This window comes from Streptococcus sp. oral taxon 061, from assembly GCF_964211575.1.
In the GTDB taxonomy this organism is placed as follows: domain Bacteria; phylum Bacillota; class Bacilli; order Lactobacillales; family Streptococcaceae; genus Streptococcus.
This window is the reverse complement of the sequence record NZ_CAXOQQ010000003.1, coordinates 174088-197908: the sequence shown is the minus strand read 5'-3', so window position 1 is coordinate 197908 and position 23821 is coordinate 174088. Positions and strand designations below refer to the sequence as shown.

Annotated in this window: 16 protein-coding genes, 1 tRNA gene, 1 pseudogene and 1 other annotated feature; of the genes and pseudogenes, 2 read left to right on the top strand and 16 right to left on the bottom strand. The window is 38.8% G+C overall.

Features of this window, described 5'->3' with window-relative positions; translation table 11 throughout:
- Positions 1-45: 45 nt before the first annotated feature.
- Complete coding sequence (locus AB8E63_RS03655) at positions 46-2382, bottom strand: cation-translocating P-type ATPase (RefSeq protein ID WP_368909991.1); 2337 nt, start codon at positions 2380-2382, stop codon at positions 46-48.
- Between the two features lie 131 nt (positions 2383-2513).
- Here AB8E63_RS03655 and AB8E63_RS03650 point away from each other — a divergent pair, with 131 nt between their 5' ends.
- Positions 2514-3263 carry a 1-acyl-sn-glycerol-3-phosphate acyltransferase gene (locus tag AB8E63_RS03650; protein ID WP_317627979.1) on the top strand — a complete coding sequence of 250 codons (750 nt, stop codon included), beginning with the start codon at positions 2514-2516 and terminating at the stop codon, positions 3261-3263.
- Positions 3264-3369: 106 nt separating this feature from the next.
- A tRNA-Thr gene (locus AB8E63_RS03645) sits at positions 3370-3442 on the top strand.
- A gap of 308 nt (positions 3443-3750) precedes the next feature.
- On the opposite strand, the gene pyk is transcribed toward AB8E63_RS03645, so the two are convergent.
- The 15 genes and pseudogenes from pyk to AB8E63_RS03570 form a co-directional block, all read right to left on the bottom strand.
- The gene (gene pyk, locus AB8E63_RS03640; protein ID WP_281137392.1) at positions 3751-5256 is read right to left on the bottom strand and encodes a pyruvate kinase; all 1506 of its coding nucleotides are present in this window, start codon (positions 5254-5256) and stop codon (positions 3751-3753) included.
- Positions 5257-5321: 65 nt separating this feature from the next.
- Entirely contained in the window at positions 5322-6329 is a 1008-nt protein-coding gene (gene pfkA / locus AB8E63_RS03635; protein ID WP_004253883.1) for a 6-phosphofructokinase, read from the bottom strand.
- An 81-nt stretch (positions 6330-6410) separates the two neighbouring features.
- Positions 6411-9512 (bottom strand): DNA polymerase III subunit alpha, encoded by a 3102-nt coding sequence (locus tag AB8E63_RS03630; protein WP_368909989.1) that lies wholly within the window; start codon positions 9510-9512, stop codon positions 6411-6413.
- Positions 9513-9624: 112 nt separating this feature from the next.
- The gene (locus AB8E63_RS03625; protein WP_368909987.1) at positions 9625-10008 is read right to left on the bottom strand and encodes a VOC family protein; all 384 of its coding nucleotides are present in this window, start codon (positions 10006-10008) and stop codon (positions 9625-9627) included.
- A gap of 96 nt (positions 10009-10104) precedes the next feature.
- Positions 10105-12822, bottom strand: a pseudogene (locus AB8E63_RS03620) (J domain-containing protein).
- A gap of 11 nt (positions 12823-12833) precedes the next feature.
- The gene (locus AB8E63_RS03615) at positions 12834-14498 is read right to left on the bottom strand and encodes an Hsp70 family protein (protein WP_368909985.1); all 1665 of its coding nucleotides are present in this window, start codon (positions 14496-14498) and stop codon (positions 12834-12836) included.
- A gap of 160 nt (positions 14499-14658) precedes the next feature.
- Positions 14659-15018: a 50S ribosomal protein L20 gene (gene rplT, locus AB8E63_RS03610; protein WP_000124834.1), complete on the bottom strand. Its 360-nt coding sequence runs from the start codon at positions 15016-15018 to the stop codon at positions 14659-14661.
- A 49-nt stretch (positions 15019-15067) separates the two neighbouring features.
- Positions 15068-15268 carry a 50S ribosomal protein L35 gene (rpmI, locus tag AB8E63_RS03605; RefSeq protein ID WP_001125942.1) on the bottom strand — a complete coding sequence of 67 codons (201 nt, stop codon included), beginning with the start codon at positions 15266-15268 and terminating at the stop codon, positions 15068-15070.
- A 33-nt stretch (positions 15269-15301) separates the two neighbouring features.
- Positions 15302-15832 carry a translation initiation factor IF-3 gene (gene infC, locus AB8E63_RS03600; protein ID WP_004253871.1) on the bottom strand — a complete coding sequence of 177 codons (531 nt, stop codon included), beginning with the start codon at positions 15830-15832 and terminating at the stop codon, positions 15302-15304.
- A gap of 15 nt (positions 15833-15847) precedes the next feature.
- Positions 15848-15978 (bottom strand) — a sequence feature (ribosomal protein L20 leader region).
- A gap of 88 nt (positions 15979-16066) precedes the next feature.
- Positions 16067-17461: a peptidoglycan-N-acetylglucosamine deacetylase PgdA gene (pgdA, locus tag AB8E63_RS03595; RefSeq protein WP_368909982.1), complete on the bottom strand. Its 1395-nt coding sequence runs from the start codon at positions 17459-17461 to the stop codon at positions 16067-16069.
- Between the two features lie 115 nt (positions 17462-17576).
- Positions 17577-19304, bottom strand: a complete 1728-nt coding sequence (ezrA, locus tag AB8E63_RS03590) for a septation ring formation regulator EzrA (protein ID WP_368909980.1) — start codon at positions 19302-19304, stop codon at positions 17577-17579.
- 80 nt (positions 19305-19384) lie between these two features.
- Entirely contained in the window at positions 19385-21331 is a 1947-nt protein-coding gene (gene gyrB / locus AB8E63_RS03585; protein ID WP_368909978.1) for a DNA topoisomerase (ATP-hydrolyzing) subunit B, read from the bottom strand.
- Positions 21332-21345: 14 nt separating this feature from the next.
- Positions 21346-21909, bottom strand: a complete 564-nt coding sequence (locus AB8E63_RS03580) for an HAD family hydrolase (RefSeq protein ID WP_368909976.1) — start codon at positions 21907-21909, stop codon at positions 21346-21348.
- 110 nt (positions 21910-22019) lie between these two features.
- On the bottom strand, positions 22020-22568 hold the full coding sequence (locus AB8E63_RS03575) for a DJ-1 family glyoxalase III (protein ID WP_247912986.1): 549 nt from the start codon (positions 22566-22568) through the stop codon (positions 22020-22022).
- Between the two features lie 10 nt (positions 22569-22578).
- Positions 22579-23802: an FtsW/RodA/SpoVE family cell cycle protein gene (locus AB8E63_RS03570; protein ID WP_368909974.1), complete on the bottom strand. Its 1224-nt coding sequence runs from the start codon at positions 23800-23802 to the stop codon at positions 22579-22581.
- Positions 23803-23821: the final 19 nt, after the last annotated feature.

Genomic DNA, 23821 nt, shown 5'->3' with positions numbered 1-23821 from the left:
ATCCTGCACCTAAAAAAGACCGCAATCATAGATTGCAGTCTTTCTTTATCTTTTAACTTGATAACGACTGGTTAGAATGAAAATCACTGTAAAGATCAGCATCATGGCCCCATAGACAGTCAACGTTTGTCCAGTCAAGGTTGAAATTTCAAGCAATTTTTGGATTCTTGGGAATAGAGCTGTTCCAAGAAAACCTCCAACTGACCAAATAATCAATAGCACACGCCACAAGCTAAATGGCAAGCAAGCTCTAACTACAGACATAAAACCAATCGATGCCAATAGATAATACAGAAGTGTCGAAATTTCAATGTCGGTCCAGCCTTGACTGGTTCCAAAAATTTTAACAAAGAGAACACTAAAGACTACCATCAAGGCACTTGGTAAAGCTCGAAGCATGGATTTTCTGAGGAAGTTTTGTTCCACAGGTTTGATATTTCGTTCAAAAGTTAATACAAACGGTGGGAATCCTTCCACGAACTGGTCAATCATAGTTATCTGAATCGGAATGAATGGGAAAATCAAAATCCATTCAGTACGTCCCAACAAAGCACTGGCAATACAGATAACTGCTAGCAAGAAGGAATAGATTGTCTTAATCAAGAAAATCGGAGCAATGTGGGCAATATTATTGACCACACGACGACCTTCGAAGAGAATCTCAGGAACATCATTGAAATCTGAATTCAAGAGAACCAGATTTGCAATCTGACGAGTTGCTGGGTCTCCCTCAGCCATAACAATGGAACAGTCTGCCTCACGCAGAGCTAGGATATCATTGACACCATCCCCTGTCATTGCTGTAGTATGTCCTGCTTTTTTCAGAGTTTGGATGATGAGTTTCTTTTGATGAGGTGAAACACGTCCGAAAATGGCTGTTCCTTCAGCCATGGCTATCAATTCTTCATCATTAATTTTCGAACAATCTACATAGCTGTGATAGTCTGCAAAACCAGCCTTCTGGGCAATACTTGAAACAGTGACTGGATTATCACCAGAGATAATTTTCAATCCCACTTCCTGAGAACGAAGATAGTCTAGCGTCTCAGCAGCACCTTCTCGAATCGGATCTAGAATCTCAAGCAAAGCCAAAGCCTGAATATCAGATGGCTTTTGTGGCTTGTGATGGTCAAGTTTTTCTTGACTGAGCGCTAACACCAAGACACGAGATCCTCGTTCAAGAGCTTCTCTAGCTTCAGGAACTTCAGCATCCAACAACATCTCCGGTGCGCCTAGGAAAACAGTTCCTAGACCTTCCAATTCCATCGCTCCCCATTTTCGATCACTAGAAAATGGAAGACTAGAAATCATCGGATAGGCTACTTGACCTTGGAAACGTTGACGAATAGCTTGAGCTGTTGGATTCTTATCCTCGCTGTGCGCTATATAGCTGGTTAGTATTTTTGCAATAGCATCCTTGTCATAAGCATGTGTCAGAGGAAGAACTGTTTCAACCTGCATTTTCCCTTGGGTGATTGTCCCTGTCTTATCCAAGCAGAGCATATCCACACGTGCCAAGGTCTCAACAGAATACATCTCCTGCACCAAAACCTTTTTCAAACCTAGCTTGATAACAGCAGTTAAGAGAGAGGTGATGGTCAAAAGGGCTATACCTTTAGGCAACATCCCCAAAAGAGCTGTAGATGAATTGACTACAGAAGACTTGAGTGGCAGACCTTTTAAGACCAAGGCTTCAAGCAAGAGAGCAATACCAAAAGGAATGATAATTTTCCCAGTAAAACCAGCTAACCGGTCTAGCGATTTCATGATACGAGAGTTAATTGGCTTCACTGTCTTAGCTTCAAGCATGAGTTTAGCAGCATAGTTATCCGCCCCAACATGATGTACCTGAGCGAGGACAGAACCACTTGCAAGAAAGCTACCCGACAACATTAAGTCTTCTACTTCTTTTTGCACCAAGTCGCTCTCACCCGTTAACATAGCTTCGTTGACTTCTGCAAAACCTTCTAATACAATGGCATCACTTGGAATCTGATCTCCTGCTGACAAGCGAATAACATCATCTAAAACAAGCTCTTCAGGGTCCAAAGCGATCTCTTGTCCATCACGAATAGTGATAATCTTTTCTTTATTCAAGAGATTGAGTTTATCAACCATATGTTTGGCACGTAGCTCGGTTACAATCCCAGAAAATGCATTAAAGCAGATAACCGCAAAGAAAACTAGGTTGCTCCAGGCTTGAACAAAGGCGAGCGCTAGGGCAATGGCAAAGTTTAAAGCATTGAATAAAGTAAAGACATTTCTCTTCACAATCTGCCATGTACTAGTACTAGCTGAAGCTTGGAAATCATTGACCTGTCCCTGTTTTTGACGTTCTTTGACTTCTGATTGGCTTAATCCCATAATTTTATTTTTATCCATAAATTCTATCATATCATTTTTTTTTGAATATTTCTAATTTCATATAAAAAGCTATTCCGCCTAAACAAAAAACATTTGCCTGTCCTAGTATGATAAGGTATAATAAAAGAAAGAAAACTGAAGGAGACATCATGTTTTATACTTATCTTCGTGGGCTGGTTATGTTGATTCTATGGTCAATTAATGGAAATGCTCACTTTCACAATACTGATAAAATTCCGAGTCAAGATGAAAACTATATCCTAGTCGCTCCCCATCGTACCTGGTGGGATCCCGTCTACATGGCATTTGCGACCAAACCGAAACAGTTTGTCTTTATGGCTAAAAAGGAACTTTTCTCCAACCGAATCTTTGGCTGGTGGATTCGTATGTGTGGTGCCTTCCCTATCGATCGTGAAAATCCAAGTTCTTCTGCTATCAAATACCCAATCAATGTACTTAAAAAGAGCAATCGCTCACTGATTATGTTTCCTAGTGGTAGTCGTCATTCTACCGATGTTAAGGGTGGTGTTGCCCTAATCGCGAAGATGGCAAAGGTTCGCATCATGCCAGTTACTTACACTGGTCCTATGACTCTACAAGGGCTTGTCAGCCGTGAACGTATTGATATGAACTTCGGAAATCCGATTGATATCTCAGATATTAAAAAGATGAATGATGAGGGAATTGAGATGGTTGCAGACCGCATCCAATCTGAATTTCAACGCCTGGATGAGGAAACAAAACAGTGGCACAACAATAAAAAGCCAAATCCACTGTGGTGGCTCATCCGTATACCTGCCTTGATTCTAGCAATTATAATAGGAATTCTGACAATTTTCTTTACTTTTGTTGCAAGTTTTGTTTGGAACCCAGATAAAAAGAGAGAGCAATTACAATAGTCTAATTTTCATAAGCCCAAGTTTATTACTTGGGCTTTTCCAATGAGTTAGCATACTAATTAGCATATTGACAAAAGCTTAAATCTATAGTATACTTTCAAAGTAAGCTGATTTAGCTCAGTAGGCAGAGCGCATCCATGGTAAGGATGAGGTCGCCGGTTCGATCCCGGCAATTAGCATCAATTCAGCAGTTCCTATCTGGGGAGCTTTTTTTTCTTGACAAAGTATTGGCTCTATAGTAAAATAAAATCTGCGATGAGTCGATATGTAGCGAGAGCTACAATTGCGCAAAGGAGGTCATTACGCAGGAGCGGACCTTGAGAAATTGTGTGAACCAGTTTCTCACATGGAGATGCCTCTCACACTCTCTGGTTTTTCCAGAGAGTTTTTTCTTTTCTTAAACAAATAGGGTTCTGGACCTTATGAAACAAAAAAAGACCTATCATACAAGCTGTAAAGCCTAGTATGATAGGTTTTTAATGTTAGATTAACGTACTGTACGGATACGCATTGTGTTTGTACGAACAGCTTCACCAAGTGGTACACCTGCAACGATAACGATATCGTCACCAGATTCTACAAGACCTGCTTCAACTGCTTTACGTTCAGCGATTTCGAACATATCATCAGTTGATGATGGAGCTTCAGTCAACATTGGGATAACACCCCAGTTCAACATCAATCCACGCTCTGTCAATTCGTCGAATGTCAATGCCAAGATATCAGCATTTGGACGGTATTTAGAAATCAAACGAGCTGTGTGACCAGTCTTAGTCAAAGTTACAACCAATTTGATATTCATTGAGTTAGTAGCGTCTTTAACAGCTGAAGCCATAACTTCTGTCTTAGAGTTACGTTCGAAAGTATCTGAGTTCAAACGTCCGTATTCGTTAAGAAGAGTTTGAGCGTTCTTGTCAATTGTAGCCATTGTTGTTACTGACTCAAGTGGGTATTTACCGTTTGCAGACTCACCTGAAAGCATTGTAGCATCAGTTCCGTCGATAACAGCGTTAAATACGTCTGATACTTCTGAACGAGTTGCACGTGGTTTTTCAGTCATTGTTTCAAGCATGTTTGTTGCTGTGATAACAACTTTACCTGCTGCGTTCACTTTAGTGATGATCATTTTTTGGTAAACTGGAACCATTTCGAATGGTACTTCGATACCCATGTCACCACGAGCGATCATAATACCGTCAGCAGCTTCAATGATTTCGTCCAAGTTATCGATACCTTGTTGGTTTTCGATCTTGGCGAACAATTGAACATGACCGTTACCAGTTTCTTCACAGATGGCACGAACTTCTTCAACGTCTTTTGCAGTACGTACAAATGAAATCGCGATGAAGTTAATACCTTGTTCCAAACCGAAACGGATATCAGCGTTATCGCGCTCAGCAAGTGCTGGGAAAGGAATTTTCGTGTTAGGGATGTTCACACCTTTCTGCTTAGCAATAATACCGTCATTTTCAACAACTACTTCAAATTCACGAGTTTCATCGTCTTTAGCGAAAATACGAAGACCCAATTTACCATCGTCAACCAAGACTTGATGACCAACTTCAACATCATCGTAGATATCAAGACCACCAGCAACGTTCAAAGCAATCACTTCACGAGTTGATTTGATTCCTTGTTTAGTAGCAACACGGATCTTTTCACCAGTTGTATAAGAGTACTCTTTAGCATCGCCTTCGAACAATTCAGTACGGATTTCTGGACCTTTAGTGTCAAGAAGGAAACCAACTTTTTTACCTGCAAGTTTTTCTGCAAGTTTAACAGTTGCCATACGGTCACCTTGTTCTTGGTGGTCACCGTGTGAGAAGTTGAAACGGAAAGTGTTAGCTCCAGCTTCGATCAATTGAGCAATGTTTTGTGCTGAAGCTTCAACGTCAAGTTTTTCACCCCAATACCCATCATCACCAAATTTTTTACCACCACGGATTTCTACCGCAGGACCTAAGGTTGCAACGATTTTTACACGTTTGTTCATGATTTTGTGACTCCTTTATATAATTCGACCTTTTATGGTCATTTTACCAGATTAGTTAAAGTTGATTATGACAAGCTCTTGTTCAAGTCAGAAAGTTCAAGGTCAGCTTTATGAGGATTGTTAACAACAATCTTACCATCAGCTGTTAAGCTAAACAAAGCTCCCTCTTCTGCTGTTCCAAGAATTGGATTTTCAACCATTTTCTCGTTACGAATACCGACAGCAACACCACCGATTCCTTGTTTAAGGAGTTTAACAGCGTGTGCGCCCATACGAGATGCCAATACACGGTCACGAGCAGTTGGTGAACCACCACGTTGGATGTGACCAAGTTCTGTGACACGAAGGTCACTTGTATCGCCAGCTTCTTTTAGTTTTTGACCAAATTCAGCTGCTGACATGACACCTTCTGCTAAAACGATAATGTTGTGTTTTTTACCGTGTTCATATCCAGCTTTGATGCTTGCTACGATATCTTCAAATTTGAAGCCTTCTTCAGGGATGATGATTTCGTCAGCACCTGTTGCAATACCTGCCCAAAGAGCGATATCACCTGCGTTACGTCCCATTACTTCAACAACGAAAGTACGACGGTGACTTGATGATGTATCACGAATCTTATCGATTGCATCCATTGCAGTTGTTACTGCAGTGTCAAATCCGATTGTAAAGTCAGTACCTACGATATCGTTATCGATTGTTCCAGGAAGTCCAATAGCAGGGAATCCATGCTCAGTCAGGCGCATAGCTCCATGATAAGAACCGTCACCACCGATAACCACGACACCTTCGATACCGTGTTTTTTCAATTGCTCAATCCCTTTAAGTTGACCTTCGAGTTTGGCAAACTCAGGGTAACGGGCTGAGTGAAGGAAAGTACCACCACGTGAAATGATGTCTCCTACTGAAGCAGCATCAAGTGGATAAATTTCACCAGCAACCATACCAGCGTATCCATCATAGATACCAAAAACTTCCATTCCTTCTGAGATTGCTTGACGAACAACTGCACGAATGGCAGCATTCATACCAGGGGCGTCCCCACCACTAGTCAAAACAGCAATACGTTTCATTTGGTTTTGCTCCTTTTTCTTTTAACATTCTAACTGATTATACCATATTTAAAGTTAAAATTCTTTTATTTTCATTGATTTTTAACGATAAATCGTTTTCATGACAATCTGTTTTAAAGATTCTTGTAAGCCAGCGTCTTTTGCAACTAAATAACCAGGCAAAAGAATATTTTTTTGTTCATTTTCATAACGAATGACAACAGGAATTTGTCCCTTGTACTGATCTAAAATATGATAAATTTCAGCATCGTGGTCATGATTGGGAACTTGAATCCAAAAACGCTCACTCACTGCCTCTTTTAAATTATTTAAAACTAATTGAAGTCGTCCGTCCCTAGCCTGAACTTTCCCATTTAGGTAATAGAAACTTCCTTCGTTCAAAAGATTTTTAAATTGGCGGTACTGTTCAGAAAAAACAGTGACCTCCAAACTTGTTTTACTATCAGTAACTTTCAAAAAGGCCATGTTTTCACCTTTTTTAGTTCGAATCACTCGGATAGACTGAATCTCAACGAGAACTGTAGCTGTCTGTCCCTCGGAAAGCTCAGATAAACTCACGATCGGATACAAAGGATTCTTCGCTAAAACCAGCAATGGGTGTTGGCTAATTCCAACTCCTAACCAATCCTGCTCTTTTTGGAATTTTTCAATATTTGAAAAGTCCTCTGTATCTGTCCAACTATAGCTAGAATCTGCAAAGAGGCTACCTAATTCTTCTACAAAGATAAATAGAGTTGGTAGATTGGTTAAGATTTTTTGACGATTTTTATCGAATCCATCAAAAAGACCTACTTCCACTAAAGGGGTTAAGAGGCTAATCTTTTTATAATTTTTGGGTAATCGTGTGATAAAATCTTCAACACTGCTAAATGGACGATGCTCGATAATCCAGTAGGCAAAATCACGAGGCATTCCCTTGATACTCTTAAGTCCTAGATGAATTGTCTTATCAGCTAACTTATCTTGATATGGAACCGTATTGATAGAAAGCGGAGCTAGTTCAAAGCCCATTTCAAGCGCATCTAGAATATAATCCCCGCTGGCATAATTAAGCATGACCTGATAGAAGATTGCTGGAAAATGTGTTTTAAAGTAGGCAAGCTGAAAAGCTAAGGCAGCATATGCATAAGCGTGCGAACGGTTAAAACCATAACCGGCAAATTTTTCCATTACAGCAAAAACTTCTTGAGCCTGTTTTTGTCCATGCCCTTTTTCGAGGGCGCCTTGGATAAAACTCTCCTCCATCCGATGCATCTCGGCCGCATTTTTTTTCCCCATAGCACGACGTAACATATCGGCTTTTCCAAGACTGAAACCTGCATAGCGTTGAGCTACTTGCATCACTTGCTCTTGATAAAGCATGATGCCATAGGTTGGAGCTAAAATATCTTCTAGCACAGGGTCCAGAACCGTAACCTTTTCTTTTCCATGTTTTCTGGCAACAAAGTTATCTATATAGTCGCTCGCACCTGGTCGGTTCAAGGAAGTCGTCGCCACTACTTCTTCAAAGTTTTCTGGTTTCACGCGCTTCAATAAGCGAATAGCCCCAGGTTGTTCAAACTGAAAGATTCCCTTTGTCTTACCAGCTGCAAAGAGGGCTAAGGTTGCCTTATCTTCAAGATCAATATCCTCAATTCTTAGTGAAATACCTTGAGTTTCATATAAGAGCTCCTGCATTTTTTGAGCGAAGGTTAAGTTTCGTAGACCCAAGAAATCCATCTTGAGCAGGCCATTTCCTTCAACTCCATGGGCATCATACTGGGTAATGAGCATATCCTCTCCATACTTGAGAGGGATATAATCTGTTAGATTTTTGTCACTGATAACGACACCAGCTGCATGGATAGAAGTCTGTCGTGGATAACCTTCAATCTTTTTGGCAATTTCAAAGGCCTTTTGGTACTCCATCTTACTCTGAATGAGTTGTCTAAAACCAAGATTTCCTTCATAGGCTGTCGTTAGAGTATCTTTAGATCCAATTTTTTTTGTAATAGCTGTCAACTCATACTCAGGGACACCATAACGCTTGAAGATATCTCGGATGGCTTGCTTAGCTCCAAAGGTCGAGTAAGTGACAATCTGCGCAGCATGGATACTACCATAGCGGTCACGAACATAACGAATAAACTCAGGGCGATAGATATCTGGAATATCAATATCAATATCTGGCATGGTGTAACGTTCACGATTCAAGAAACGCTCAAAGATAAGATTTTTAGCTACAGGATCAATCCCTGTAATATCTAAGGCATAGGCCACTAGACTTCCAACCGCAGAACCACGTCCCATCCCGATATAATAGCCTTGAGACCGACCAAAACGTAAAAGGTCCCAGACAACCAAGAAATAGTCATCGAATCCCATATCATGAATCACAGACAGTTCTTCTTCTAAACGTACCTGATAAACTGAATCTAGTAAACCTTTCTGTTCCAAGCCCTTGATAGCTCTTTCTCGAAGTTCCTCAACAGCAGGTCTCTCTGGATTGAAACGTGGAAGCTTGAGACTACTATCAATCTCGTAGGAAGTATCCTTGACCAATCTTGCAAGATTATCCAGTGCGATTGGGAACTTCTCTAGAAAAAACTGTTCAAGACGTTCAGCAGGCAAAAATAAGCCCTGTTGAGATTGAACATCAACCTCTCGCAAGGTCACGTTTTCCTTAATCGCCTTGAGCATTTGAAGTGTTTCTAAATCCTCAGCTTCAAAAGAATTAACACGATAAAGTGGGAGAATAGGGTGAGAAAAATTCGATTGAGCTGTATCTGGAAACACTCCGATATAGTATTCATGCCCTAAGTCCAAGTCATTCATTCCAGAATAATAAGGAACAATGATACCAATATCTTCAAGGTAGGAAGAGTAGTCAGCCCATTCTCTTTTACCTGTCATCTTCAGAGACGACAGCTTCATCAGGTTTTGATAACCTCGGTTTGATAGGGCTAAAAAACGTAGATTGATCCATTCATCTTTATGATGAACAGTCATTTCAAGACCTAATAAAGGCTGAATCCCCTGTTTTTGGCATTCTTTGATGAAATAATAGGCTCCATAGAGATTATCTTCATCCATGATTCCAAGTGATGAATAGCCATATTCTTTTCCAAGGCTGACATATCTCTTGATTGAAACCATACTCTCCATGAAACTATAGACAGTTTTCGTATCCAGTTGGGCAATCATTCTTTCTCACCTCCCTATTTCTTTTTCTATTATACCATTTTAAAAAATAGAAGCACAATTTCTTTCTAATCATGAAACTAAAAAACCACAGCTGTTGCTGTGATCTTTTAGTTTAGTTTTTTTCACGAATCACTTCTACCTTGTATCCATCTGGATCTTTAACAAAGTAATAGTTTGGTTGTGTTCCTGGAAGTCCATTTGGATTTGTCACTTCGTAGCCTTTGTCGCTATGTTCTTTATGAAGACCCTCAAGGTCAGGTGTGCTTAGAGCGATGTGAGCAAAACCGTCACCTACAACATAAGGTCCATGATCGTAGTTGTAAGTCAACTCCAATTCATAATCATCGCCATCAAGACCTAGATAAACAATGGTAAAAGCGTGTTCTGGGAAGTCCAGACGACGCAATTCCTTAAATCCAAAAGCATCTTGATAAAAAGCAATTGATTTTTCAAGATTTTCTACTCGCAAGCAAGTGTGTAACATTTTTGAAGCCATATCATTACCTCTTTTATTTTACTAATCCCATTATACCCTTAATGGACAAAATTTGCTAGAAACACGTACTATAGACCTTTAGTCTATGTTTCAATGCTATCCAATATCTTCACGATTATCCTTACGAATATTTCGTACAAGTAAGAGTAAGATAAGGACAAAGAGCCATTCTAAGAAATAGAAAGCAAATTCATTGTTCATCAAGAGAACATTAACATCAATCTTTTTAGCAAGTAAATCAGTTACCGGACCAAATAAAATGATAAATAAGCGTCGGAGAAAAATAAGAATCTGGACACCATACAACATATGAATTTTCATTACCGCAGCGCTTGAATTTTGTTCCTTGGTGAAATAAGACAAGGCAATTGCATTTAAGAATACTATCAGTGTTATTTTAAACGTATCCATACTAAGGATAACAGCATCAAAGAAAGCTAACCGAACATGAACATAGGGAATGAGGTAAAACACAAGGATACCTAACAAGGCTGGAAGAAACACTTTTATAATTGAAGATGGAAAACCTGACTTCAGTTTTGTATAGAAAACTACTGCAATAACAGGAATGAGAATATAAAGATAGTTAAAAACCAAACTAAAACTCAGTTCATTTTCGGTAGCCAAAGCAACTAAAAAACCAGCTGATAGAAACAGCCCCAGTGGAATTAACTTGTTCAAAGAATAGGTCACTCTCAACCCATAACGAACATGGAAACCATCGATAATAGAAAAAATGCTTATAAATAATAGACAAGAGATGAGTCCAAGTGGAATAACTGGAACAAAGGAAAGCAGTATTACTGTTAAAACCCAAAGATTTCTATTATAATAAAATTTTATTTTTTGCCCTCGGGTATTGAGTCCTTCTTTGATTGGTTGGTCAAGTCTCCTATGCATGTAATAATTATAGAGAGAAATCATTCCTATGTATAGCCATCTATTTAAACCAGGTTCATCATAGACGCTTAGAATAAAACTGACAATGGTTAAAGTCGCAAAGGTAAAAGTTAAGAGCCTATTTTTAAGAACATCTCTTTTAATCCGAGAAAGATAAGATACTTTAGGATTCGGATGACAGAGTTGATAGGCATAATTGGTCATTTCTTCTAATTTCTGGTCTGTCTCTTCTGTCATAAAACGTGGAGCCATACTAGAGGTGTGAAATTGACCCAATATAAACTGCAATAGTTCTCCGTCTGTAAAACGTTTATACCCCTTATAAACTTGTTGAAAAAAGATAGGATAAATGCGAGGCTTCTTTTTAAAAACTTGTTGAAAAAAGATAGGATAAATGCGAGGCTTCTTTTTAAAAACTTGTTTCCAAATCGTCCAATCATTGATGAGTTTATCATCTTTTAACAATTTATCGACAAAGAGATAACCCTCATAATACCAGTAATCAAATTTCTCTTTTTTATTGAACTCATATTTCTTGATAGCCCAAGGATAGGAATAAATATCATTCCAAAAATTGAATTTCTTTAGATAAGGATTTTCTTCATCCTTGATGTTATTTTTTACAAATCGAAAAACAAGATTCAAAACCTTCTTATTTGTAAATGGATAAACATCAATTTCCTCTAATAATTGAAGTAAGAGAGATTTATCCTGAGTCTTTTCTAGAAGGTGTTTCCAAGAGTCTACAAGTATAGCTTCGTCTTGATATGGCGTATAGACTAAGAGATACAGGGCTTCCTCAAGCTCTGAAGGATTTAGCAAATTATAAGAATGGATATCGAATGGTTCTTCTGAATCTGCTTGTAATTCCTCAAAGTAAGCTAGAAGTTCATCATAGGCTTTTTGGTCCTCTTTAGTCTTTACTTGGCCTATCATATCAAGAATATAAGCCAATACTGGAATGCTCTTAATATTGTACCCTTCTTCATTCAACTGAAATAGTACCATTTTAGACCAATAAGAATGTCTGAAAAATTCTATCCAGGATCTGATTTGATTGGCTGTTTGAAAATCGTCAAGAATCTCTTGACACATCAGATAAGAAGCATAAAACTGCTCTGTTTCCTTCCTAGCATTTTCAAGGGAAACTTCATACTTTTCGGTTTCCTTTATTTTTTCTCTCCAGAACTCAAGTTTATAGTAGTAACCCCAATACTTAAAGTCTGGTACATAGTCTTCCAGTAAGGGAATGATGATAGAGAATTGCTCAGGTTTGTTAAAAATATAAACATCCATTTCCTCTAGGACATTTTTAACAAAATACAAACTGTCTTGATAGTTATTAAAGAGCTGTTTCCAAAGATTTTCTTGTTCTTCTATGGTATAGTCAGGATTCCCTACAATACTTTCAATTGCATTTCGAATCAAATACTCTGACTCTAGATAATCACTAAAATCTAAGACATTTCTAGATGCAGCTACCTCTTGAGAACTTGTATCTTCGTTGACCGTTTCAAAATTTAGTCGAGGAGCGACTGGTTCCTTGTAGCTTTCATTTGAAGCAGCAGTCTCATGAACATCACCGAAGTCAAGAGAAGACTTTGTAGATTCTTCCTTCTCTGTTTTCTCCTCAGACTCAAGAGATTCAAAATCAAGTGAATTGGTAGCTGAGTTTGTCGTTCTGTTTTCTTGTTCATTGAGCTACTGAGTTGAGCTAGCTGCACTTCTACCACTTTCTTGTCCGGTCTTTTTAGACCGTGCTTCTCTCAAAGCAGACTGGTAGGCTTCCACAATTTGTTGGTAGATTTCTGGTTGGTCCTCTGGGTGATAGAGTCGAACCAGCTCTGCATAACGTCTTCTAATAAGCTTAACATCATGAGTTGGCTCAATTCCTAAGATTTCCCATTTGTTCATACAATCCCCTCTCATAGACCTCGTTCTAGAAATTCTAGATAGTTAGAAAATGATTGATAAAGTTTTGGTAAATGATACATAGATGCTTGTTTGACTTCCTCTTCAAAGCGTCTAGTTTCTGCCATCAACTCATCTCTCCTTCTCCCTAAGAGCATGCTATACACACGATTGGCTTTTTCAATCAAGAAACGGTAAACCTCAGTTTCCTGGGCATTAATCTTATAGCGAGTTAGCTCGGCTTGTTTTTCTTTGATTTCATCTTCAGTCAGAGTAATACTCTCTTGAAGAATAACATGGTTAAAGACTTCCTGTGTTGAGTCGATGGTTACTTCTACATCTAAAATCCCATTTAAGTCGTAGGTGAATCGTATAGTGAGACCTTCGTTAGCTTCATGGTTTACAGGCACAGGAACTTCCAATTCTCCTAGAAATAAGTTTTGTGAAGCCTTCATCATTTCTCCTTGATAGACTTTTACTCTCACTTGACTTTGTCCTAGTTCTGCAGTGTAATAATGTTCTGTTCGTGAAGCAGGTAAAGGAGAATTGCGTTCGATAATCGGAGAAAAACGATCACCCACTACTGAAGTTCCAAGCGTAAAAGGACAAATATCCGACAATAATAAGTCGCGAACCTCTCCCTGACGCCCCTTTATTCCCGCTAGAAGAGCACAACCTTTTGCAATCATTTTATCAGGATCATCAGTTAATTGAACCGCTTGGTCAATACAGTAAGATAGAAAATCTTGAACTAAACGAAGTTTTGAAGTCCCGCCGACAAGAACAAAGTTGTCAGAGGATACATAACTATAGCGCGCATCCATCAAGGCTCTATCTAGTACGGATTTTAGTCGAGCAAGCAAAGGCTGGCAAAGCTCATAAAATCGCTGATAAGTTAGGTCTAAAGAGTACTCCTTTTCCTGATCCATTACTAGCATCTGCACTTCTTCATTGATATTCAGATTCAACTTTGCCTTCTCAGCTTGAACCAGTATTTTACTGTAAAATTCCCGAGAAATAGATTTCTTAGACAATTGATTCGACTCTAAAAATTCCTCAGCAATTACTGCAGTAAAATCCTCACCTCCCAATCGATTATCACCCGCGATAGACACAATCTCTACAACGTTATCAAACAACTCAACAACCGAGATATCTAGCGTACCACCACCAAAATCGACAACCACAAAAGACTGGTCTTCTTGATTGCTCATAGATTTTTTAGCAAGGGCAGCTGCGGAAGGCTCATTGATAATACGCTCTATTTTAACCCCTGCAAATTGCCCTGCCAATTTTGTAGCATAGCGTTGAGCATCGTTAAAATATGCTGGTACACTGACAATGACTTCCTCAACTTTTTCACCAAGGTAAGTCTCTGCATCATCCACTAATTTTCGAATGACAAAAGAACTTAGTTCCTCTGCTTTATAGGTTCTATTTCCAAGGACTAATTCATGTTTGGTTCCCATAAATCGTTTGAATTGGGAAAGAGTTCTGTCAGGATGTGTCACCAAGCGTTCCTTTGCAATTTTTCCTACAATGATCTGGTCATTATCGTCCAATGCAACAACAGATGGTGTTAAATATTCTCCAAAAGCATTTGGAATCAGTTTTACTTGACCATCTTGATAAACTCCAACTAAAGAGTTAGTCGTTCCTAAATCAATACCTACAATCATTTTTTAACTCCATATCTTTTAACATACTACTATTATACAGGAAAAGTCCTATTTCCTTAAACAAAAGATGGTACTCCTTGTTTATACCATGAAAATAAAAAAAGCTTCATTACACTCCTGTAGCTTAAACCACTAGAGTAGAAATGAAACTTTTTAAACATTATTTACCAAGTTTTGCTTTAGCTGCATCTGCAAGAGCTGTGAAAGCTGCTGCATCGTTAACAGCCAAGTCAGCAAGCATTTTACGGTTAACTTCAATCTCAGCCAATTTCAAACCATGCATCAATTGTGAGTATGAAAGTCCGTTCATACGAGCTGCCGCATTGATACGTGTGATCCACAATTTACGGAAGTCACGTTTCTTTTGACGACGGTCACGGTATGCATAGTAGTAAGAGTTCATTACTTGTTCTTTCGCAGTACGGAACAAGATGTGTTTAGCTCCATAGTAACCTTTTGCTAATTTTAAAATACGTTTACGACGTTTGCGTGATACAACGCCACCTTTAACACGTGCCATTTATATTTCCTCCAATATTTCCTAGAATTGTTAACTTACAAATACGCGATTATTTCAAGCGAGTAAGCATTGCTTTGATACGTTTGAAATCTCCTGAATGCACCATAGATGCTTTACGAAGATGACGACGTTGTTTCTTAGTTTTTCCGTGGAAACGGTGAGAAGTGTAAGCACGGAAACGTTTAAGTCCACCAGAACCTGTACGTTTGAAACGTTTAGCTGATGCGCGGTGTGTTTTTTGTTTTGGCATGATATTTTCTCCTTTTTTTAACTTTCTGACAGATTATTTCTTGTCAGTTGCTGGGGCCAACTGCATGAACATTTGACGACCATCCATTTTAGCACGTTGTTCGATGATAGCAATATCTTGAGTTGCTTCAGCGAAATCGGCTAAAACTTTTGCTCCAATCTCTTTATGGGTAATCATACGACCCTTAAAGCGAATGGAAACCTTCACTTTGTTCCCTTTTTCAAGGAACTTGCGAGCACTGCGAAGTTTCGTATCGAAATCACCCTTATCAATAACTGGGCTCAATCGAACTTCTTTCACGGTCACAACGCTTTGTTTTTTGCGTTGTTCTTTTTGTTTCTTCTGGTACTCAAATTTGAACTTACCGTAGTCCATAATTTTCGCAACAGGAGGTTTAGCTTGAGGTTGAATGAGAACCAAGTCCACATTAGCGTCGTCCGCAAGTGCTTGCGCTTCACCAAGTGGTTTGATACCCAATTGTTCGCCCTCAAGACCGATTAAGCGAACTTCACGTACACGAATTTCATCATTGATGAATAAGTCTTGCTTTGCTATGGTTTTCACCTCTTTTTTAATTTTAGAGAAAAACAAGAGCGGACTTGCTAACGCAAATCCGCTCTACATGATTATAGTTCATTTCTGAAACTTGATCTGTAGGGGCCAGACAACGTTAGTCGCAAGGCGAGAAGTTCTCACTTCTGCTTTTCTCATCTTGTATATGATATCAAGTTTTTTCCTACTTGTCAAGATAAAAATAATCTTTTTTAGTTTTTTTCTAATATTTGAATTTAATTTCAACTATTGGTTACGAGAATAGTATATCTCATGTGGTTTTACATGATTCCCTAGTAACTCAGAGACTGTAACAAAGCTGTACCCTTGTCCCTGCAAATATTCAATAACTTTTGGCAATGAGTTAACAGATGTTTGATGGATATCGTGCATAAGGATAATAGAACCATCAGTCGTTTGACGTTGAATTTCTGTTAAAATAGCAGCTTCGTTTTTACTCTTCCAGTCTAAGCTATCTACATCCCACATGATAAAGCTCAAATCGAGACTATTACGAATATCATCCGAAATAGCACCATATGGTGGACGCATCAATTTTGTACTCTTCCCGAGAACACTAGTAATTGCTGATTCTGTATCCGTAATTTGTTTCTTAGCATCTTCTAATGAGAGTTGTGTTAAAACTGGATGGTTCCAACTATGATTTCCAACTTCATGGCCCTCAGCCTGCATACGTTTGAGGATAGCTTCATTACCTGCAATATTTTTCCCTTGGACAAAGAAGGTAGCTTTGATTTTGTACTTAGCTAAGATATCCAAGGCTTGTGGTGTTGTATTGCCATCGGGACCATCATCAAAGGTAAGAGCTACCACTTTTTTATGTTTTTCCGCTTGAACTTTTTTATAAAGTTCAGCATCTTTTTCTGTTAGATAGGATGTTTGAATATAATCAAAGAAATCTGAAATAGGCATTGCTATTTCTTCTACATTAGTCATTGCTTTGACTGAATATAGAACCAATTGACTATCTTTGTAAGCAAACTTCCAGCTTGACAATTCTGCAGCTGAGAAATCAGCTAAAACTTGGTCAACAACTGATTGATCTATTTTTTTATCTTGTAGAGTTGACTTAACTCCCTCAAGGATTTTTTCTTTGGCTGTGGATGGGTCTGTAAAGAATTGATCCAAGGTAAAGATAGAGCCATCCTCTTTCAGATACAGCTGGTCTAAAGTAGTATTTTCCAATTCGACTACATTAGAATTTGCCAAGTCATAGGCCTGTTTTTTTATCAAACGATTTTCAACCCCAGTTAAAGAGGAATCCCCTTTTTCTGAGTAATAAAAAATTAACTGTTCTTTACCTTCTACTTTGTCAGTGATGTCTTTTACGATGATATCTTTGACAGAGGAGATAAGGTTGTCCCCGACTAGTGGATAATAGGTGATGATTTCAGATTTCTCTTTGCGGAAATGCTCTTTTTGACTTCCTTGGGAGTAGGCGTCATCTTTTTCCTTCTTGAGGTTCTCAATCTTCTGTTCAAAGGCTTGCTTGTTCAACACTTTATAGGTAATCACACTACCGAGTGCTAACATTGTTAGAAACAAAAGCAAGACAAAAGTGCCAAGCTTTTTATTGTTTTTCTTCTTTACTTTATTCTGGGGTAATCTCTTTTTTGTCATAGTCTTATCATATCAAATATGAACTATAATTTCAATGAAAACATGGAATAAAAATATTTAAAATAGGTAAAGAAAAGTAAAAGAACCCTAGAAAAATCTAGGATTCTTTTATAAATTAGAAACGAATACTTTCTCTTGTTTTTTCATAAGAAGTAACGAAGCGATTGGTAACACCAGGCTCAGCAACTTCTAATGCTTGAGAGATTTTTTCGAAAGATGCTTGATAATCAAATGTTGTTTCAAAGATATTCAAAGCTTCTTGGAAAGCTTGTTGAATACGATCATCAAATGATCTGTAACGGTTCGAATATTGAAGCAATTGTTCTGTCAATGTTGCATTTTGAACGATACTGTATGTTTCTTCTTCCAACATATTCATATCATTTGTCGCAATCTCAAGGATGCGATTAACAGATTCGATATTCACTTGAGCTTGTTCTAACTCAGCCATCAAGTCTTCTGTACTGTGACTTGCATCAAAGAAGAGCTTCAAGAATTTTTGTGGAATTCCTGGAAGATTTCTCTTCTCCATGTAGCGTTTAATCGTATGCAGACGGTTGACATATACATTTGCTTTTTGACGAGCATTGATGTCATCTTTTTCAATCTGAACAAGACGCTCACTAACACCGATTTGGTCATCTTCAATATCTTTTAATGTAGATTGGAGATTTTCCAAACGTTCTTGTAAGACAGAATATGCTTCTGAAACTTCTGACTCTGCATTATTCATTTCTTCAATAGTAGCATTCAAGGCTGAGATATCAGCTTGAAGACGACGAACTCGATTCACATCGCTTTCTGAAATCAAATAGGTTTTCCCAAGACGTTCGATATCTTTAACTAGTACCTGATTGTTTTCTTTCAAGTGTTTAAGATAGGTAGGAAGGGTAGTTACCAATTTCTCAAAAGCTTTATGGGCTGCAATTTCACGAGTGAAAATATCATAAAGTGCATTGATTTCTTCTTGGATTTGAGTGTTTTCATACTCTGCATTATCCAACTCCAATGTACGGATATTTTCGTGATTATTCTTCAAGGCTTCATAGAGAAGTTGAAGACGAGATTCGATATCAGTTTCTACAAAATGGTAGTTTTCATCTAAAAGCTTGCGGTAACCAGCTTCTAAATCTTCAAGTTGTTCTGGCAATTCAATAGTAAGCTTAGTGACAATCGCTGGAATTCTTTCAACGATATGTGTCAAAGCTAAAATATGATTTTCAGCGTTATCTAAAATGCCTGCTGCTTCAACCGGATCTCCCGAAGAATTCAAGGTTACAAATTGAGAAAACTCAGATTGGATGTTCTCCAATTGTTTTTCAATTTCTGGAAGAGCTTGACCATATTTTTCAGGATCTTCAGCTACAGTGTTTTGTAGTTTCTCAAATAAATCTAGGGCATGCAGAACACGTCCACTATTTTTTGATTCTTGTTTTTCCAACTCAGATAAGGCATTACGAATTGCTGCAATATCTTCTTCAACAAGTTGGATTTGACTTTCAATTTGATCAATCTGGTGCTTAGCTTTCAAGAAACGGAATGAGTTATTGTATCCTTCAGCTTCAAAGAGGTTATTCTCGATATCTGCAAAAGAGTTAAGAGACAAATCTACCCATTTTTGGTTCCATTCTCTAAAAGCAACCTGACTTTGACCAATCAGATGCATGTTTTTTACAACCTCTACCTCATCATTAACAGGAAGGTTATATAGTTCTTCTTTTCTTTCTTCTAAAGCTACAAGTCTACTCTCATTTCGTTTACGTAGCAAAATTGCTACTGCAAAAGCAATAAGAAGCAGGACTGCAATTCCAATCAAAGTAATAATCAACTGATTATTTGACATATCAAACTCCTTTTATACATGACACAATTGTAATGATTATATCATATTTTTCAAACCTTGGGAACTATTTCCCAATATTTTTATACGTCAAGAGTACTGTAAACAGCGTTTTCTTCGATAAATTCTCGACGTGGTTCTACTCGATCACCCATGAGCATATCAAAAATCTTATCTGCTTCTGCAGCGTCATCTACTGATACACGAGCCATGAGACGATGTTCAGGATTCATAGTAGTTTCCCAAAGTTGGTGGTCATCCATCTCTCCAAGACCTTTATAACGTTGAATGGTTGGTTTAGAACGACCTTCGCTATAGCGAGCTAGGGCTTCTTGTAGGCGGATTTCTTGGTCTGCTCCAGGTTGAATATATTCTTTAATCTCACTACCAACTTTGACACCGTAAATTGGTGGTTGAGCGATATAAACATAACCAGCCTCTAGAACAGGTTTCATATAACGATAAATCAGAGTTAACAAGAGAGTACGAATATGGGCTCCATCGACATCAGCATCTGTCATGATAACCAGTTTTTGATAGCGAGCTTTGCTAACATCGAACTCAGCGCCAAATCCTGTTCCCATAGCTGTGAAAAGACTGCGAATCTCCTCATTAGCAAGGATTTTATCCATAGTTGCCTTTTCAACGTTAAGGATTTTACCACGAATTGGTAAGATGGCTTGGAACTCACGATTACGTCCTGATTTTGCAGAACCTCCTGCAGAGTCTCCTTCGACGATGAAAAGTTCAGTTTCAGCTGGATTGTTTGATGAACAGTCCGCTAATTTTCCTGGAAGATTTGAAATTTCTAAACCAGATTTCTTACGTGTAACTTCACGCGCACGCTTGGCAGCAACACGCGCTTTGGCAGCCAAAATCCCTTTTTCAACGATGCGCTTAGCAATCTGTGGATTTTCCAAAAGGAAGTCTGAAAATGCATCGCTGAAGAGGCGATTGGTAATCTTCACAACTTCACTATTTCCAAGTTTTGTCTTAGTTTGTCCTTCAAACTGAGGGTTTGGATGCTTCACAGAGATAACGGCTGTCAATCCTTCACGGACATCCTCACCTGTTAGGTTATCTTCGTTATCTTTTAGAAGTTTGTTTTTACGAGCATAGTCATTGATAACACGAGTTAAGGCTGTACGGAAACCTTGCTCATGTGTTCCACCTTCATGGGTATGAATATTGTTGGCGAAACTCATGACATTCTCGTGGTAACCCGTTGTGTACTGCATCGCAACTTCGACTGTAATATCATCCATTTCACCATCTGTGTAAATTGGTGTATCAAAGATAACATCCTTGTTTTCGTTGATGTACTCAACGTAGCTCGCAATCCCGCCTTCGTAGTGATAATGCTTGGTTTGTTCAAGTCCTTCACGTTTGTCAGTGATAGAGATTTGAAGCCCGCGGTTCAAAAAGGCTAACTCTTGAATCCGTTTATTTAATTTATCAAAATCAAATGTCGTTGTCTCAGTAAAAATTTCTGGGTCTGGAGTAAAGTGAACGATTGTTCCTGTTTTATCCGTATCCCCAATCACCTCAAGGTCTGCAACAACATGTCCACGACGGTATTCTTGGTAGTGAATCTTTCCATTTTTATGAACGCGAACATCCAACTGAGTAGAAAGAGCATTTACAACTGATGATCCTACACCATGGAGTCCACCAGATACCTTGTATCCGCCACCGCCGAATTTACCTCCGGCGTGAAGAACAGTAAAGACTGTTTCAACGGCAGGACGTCCTGTTTTTTCTTGGATATCAACTGGAATTCCACGACCATCATCGATAACTGTAATTGAATCATCCGGTTCAATAAAGACCTCGATATGACTAGCGAATCCCGCCAAAGCTTCGTCGATAGAGTTATCTACGATTTCCCAGACTAGGTGGTGAAGACCCTCTTTCGAAGTTGAACCGATGTACATCCCTGGACGCATACGAACTGCTTCCAGACCTTCCAAAACTTGAATTTGACTGGCATCATAATCTTGTGCCTGTTGGTTTTTAATATCTTCTGTCATTTTTCCCCTTTTTCTTACATGTCTATTGCTTGTTTTAAGGACACAACATCCTCAAAGAGATAGGCATCTAAGCCTGCAGCATGTCCTGCTTCTACATCAATGGCACGGTCACCAATGACTAGACCTGACCTTATATGATACTTATCACGTAAATAAATCATCGATTCAGGATCAGGCTTGCGTTTAAAACCTGAACTAGCCGTCACTACTTCTGTAAAGTAAAGAGCTATCTCAGTTTTCGCTAAAATCTCCAATACTTGATCGTTTCGATGAGAAACCAAGAAGTTACGGCCACCTTGGTCCGAAATATTTTCTAAAAGAGTAGGAATCCCATCAAACAAAACTGGATGTTCAAGCTCTCGGGCTTCATTTTCCTTATATTTTTCAAGAAAGTTTTCAATACCTGGAGCATACTTTTCGATGGCAAAGGCAGTCGAAACCTTCAAAGCCTCGTAAACACTATCGTGTTCCTGCTCAATCCCGAACTCTGCTAATGTTTCTACAAAAGCTGCTGTAGAAGTTTCATAATTATCAAGCAGGGTTCCACCTAAATCCCAGATGTAATCGTGATATTTCATACCCTTCATTATACCATTTTTTATAAAAAAAAGCGATGTTTACCTTGGTTTTTGCCATTAAAAAAGAGAAGAATCTTCTCCATCAAGAAAGATTCTCCTCAGTTTGTTCATTATTTTTCAAATAGGTCTGTGTAGAGCATGCCATTTCTTAGAGACTCAGCATCTCCGCCCAATGTTTCAACCAAGTGGTAAGCAAAGGCTAAAGCTGTTGCTGGCCCACGGCTAGTGATAACATTTCCATCCACTACGACTGTTTCTTTGTGGTAGTGACCGTCAGCAATTTGTTCTTGGACTCCATCATAGCAGGTGAAGTTTCTTCCTTCTAGGAGACCAGCTCGATTCAAAGCAATTGGAGCAGCACAGATAGCTGCTACTTTTTTACCGGTTTCCTCAAATCTTTGAAGCTCAGAGATTAATTGTTCATTGTCCCTCAAGTGGGCAGCACCAGGCATACCTCCTGGAAGGACAATCATGTCATACTCTGATAAATTACCATCAAACACCCGATCAGCTTGAACTTGAATAGCATGTGAACCTGTCACTTTATCTTCAAATCCTACCATATGGCAGGTGATATTTGCGCGGCGCATGACATCTACGACCGTCAAGGCTTCGATTTCTTCGAAGCCGTTTGCTAGGATAACTGCAACTTTAGGCATAGCGACCTCCTTATTTCACTTTTTTCAACACAACTTTTTTACGTTTGAATCTTGTTCGACCACTCTTTTCATCAGCTAAATGAGTTTGGTAGCTCATTGATAACAGCAAACCGACACCAATTAGATTACTGATAATAGCGGATCCCCCTTGGGAAATAAAGGGCAAAGGAATCCCTGTCAGAGGAAGAAGACCAGTAACCGCACCAATATTTTCAAAGATATGGAACAAGAGCATCATGATAAATCCAGTTGAGATATAGGTATAAAATTGATTATTGGATTTTAGGGTAATCTTTAACATGCGATAGATGAGCAGTAGATAGAGCGCAACCACAACAACTGAACCAATAAATCCAAAATCTTCCGCAATTACTGTGAAAATCATGTCACTCTCGCGGACTGGAATAAGGAGATTAGACACATTAAAGCCTTGGCCAAAAATTCCACCGCTACCAATCGCAATTTGCCCCTGCGCCTGTTGATAGGTAGTCGTTTGGGCATAATCAAAGGGATTGAGCCAAGCTAGGATACGATTTATCTGATAAGTTGGCATCCCAATCTGATGCATAAACGCACGCCCGTCTTTTGTGATAAAGATTGTTAGGAAGCCTGCAATCGCGGACACAACTGCTACAAAAATTGGAATAATAATCTTCCAAGAAACACCAGACAATAAGACAAGTCCTGCAAAGATTGCAACAAAAACCATAGCTGTTCCAAGGTCACTTTGCAAGGCTAGTAAAACCATAACTGGCATCGTGAAAACGATCATCCACAAAATCAATAGAAAATCTAGGCCAATCGTTCGTTCTTTGTCTTTATGTTTCTTGGTAAAGGTTACGATAAGGTATGCCAGCATCAAAATATAGGATATCTTCATGAATTCGGAAGGTTGAAAGAGTGTATAACCACCGATTGACACCCAGTTTTTCGCACCAGTTGCAGCTACTAAACTTGGGTTGTAGAAGACTAAAGGCAAGACCATCAAGGCTAGACCGAGTCCATATAAATAAGGCGTGGACTGCCAGAGAAATTTTGTGTTAAAAAACATGACTATGAAGCTAAAAACAATCCCTAGCGAAATCCAAGCCAGTTGTTGTCCAAGTATGGGCCAAACATTGTTTGGGTAGTCATGACTAACTGCTATATAAATAGCTACGACTCCAATCACCAACAAACAAAATACTGGTAATATTAAACTATAATCGACCCTAGAGTCGAGAGAACGTTTCATAAAAGGCCTCCTTCGTTCT

What these genes read in the sequence shown, in the direction of transcription:
- gyrB (WP_368909978.1), bottom strand. Translation starts at nt 21,331, where the DNA reads ATGACAGAAGATATTAAAAACCAACAGGCACAAGATTATGATGCCAGT.
- AB8E63_RS03655 (WP_368909991.1), bottom strand. Translation starts at nt 2,382, where the DNA reads ATGGATAAAAATAAAATTATGGGATTAAGCCAATCAGAAGTCAAAGAA.
- AB8E63_RS03615 (WP_368909985.1), bottom strand. Translation starts at nt 14,498, where the DNA reads ATGATTGTAGGTATTGATTTAGGAACGACTAACTCTTTAGTTGGAGTT.
- AB8E63_RS03625 (WP_368909987.1), bottom strand. Translation starts at nt 10,008, where the DNA reads ATGGCTTCAAAAATGTTACACACTTGCTTGCGAGTAGAAAATCTTGAA.
- AB8E63_RS03630 (WP_368909989.1), bottom strand. Translation starts at nt 9,512, where the DNA reads ATGATTGCCCAACTGGATACGAAAACTGTCTATAGTTTCATGGAGAGT.
- AB8E63_RS03650 (WP_317627979.1), top strand. Translation starts at nt 2,514, where the DNA reads ATGTTTTATACTTATCTTCGTGGGCTGGTTATGTTGATTCTATGGTCA.
- rpmI (WP_001125942.1), bottom strand. Translation starts at nt 15,268, where the DNA reads ATGCCAAAACAAAAAACACACCGCGCATCAGCTAAACGTTTCAAACGT.
- ezrA (WP_368909980.1), bottom strand. Translation starts at nt 19,304, where the DNA reads ATGTCAAATAATCAGTTGATTATTACTTTGATTGGAATTGCAGTCCTG.
- AB8E63_RS03570 (WP_368909974.1), bottom strand. Translation starts at nt 23,802, where the DNA reads ATGAAACGTTCTCTCGACTCTAGGGTCGATTATAGTTTAATATTACCA.
- AB8E63_RS03575 (WP_247912986.1), bottom strand. Translation starts at nt 22,568, where the DNA reads ATGCCTAAAGTTGCAGTTATCCTAGCAAACGGCTTCGAAGAAATCGAA.
- pfkA (WP_004253883.1), bottom strand. Translation starts at nt 6,329, where the DNA reads ATGAAACGTATTGCTGTTTTGACTAGTGGTGGGGACGCCCCTGGTATG.
- rplT (WP_000124834.1), bottom strand. Translation starts at nt 15,018, where the DNA reads ATGGCACGTGTTAAAGGTGGCGTTGTATCACGCAAACGTCGTAAACGT.
- AB8E63_RS03580 (WP_368909976.1), bottom strand. Translation starts at nt 21,909, where the DNA reads ATGAAATATCACGATTACATCTGGGATTTAGGTGGAACCCTGCTTGAT.
- pyk (WP_281137392.1), bottom strand. Translation starts at nt 5,256, where the DNA reads ATGAACAAACGTGTAAAAATCGTTGCAACCTTAGGTCCTGCGGTAGAA.
- pgdA (WP_368909982.1), bottom strand. Translation starts at nt 17,461, where the DNA reads ATGACAAAAAAGAGATTACCCCAGAATAAAGTAAAGAAGAAAAACAAT.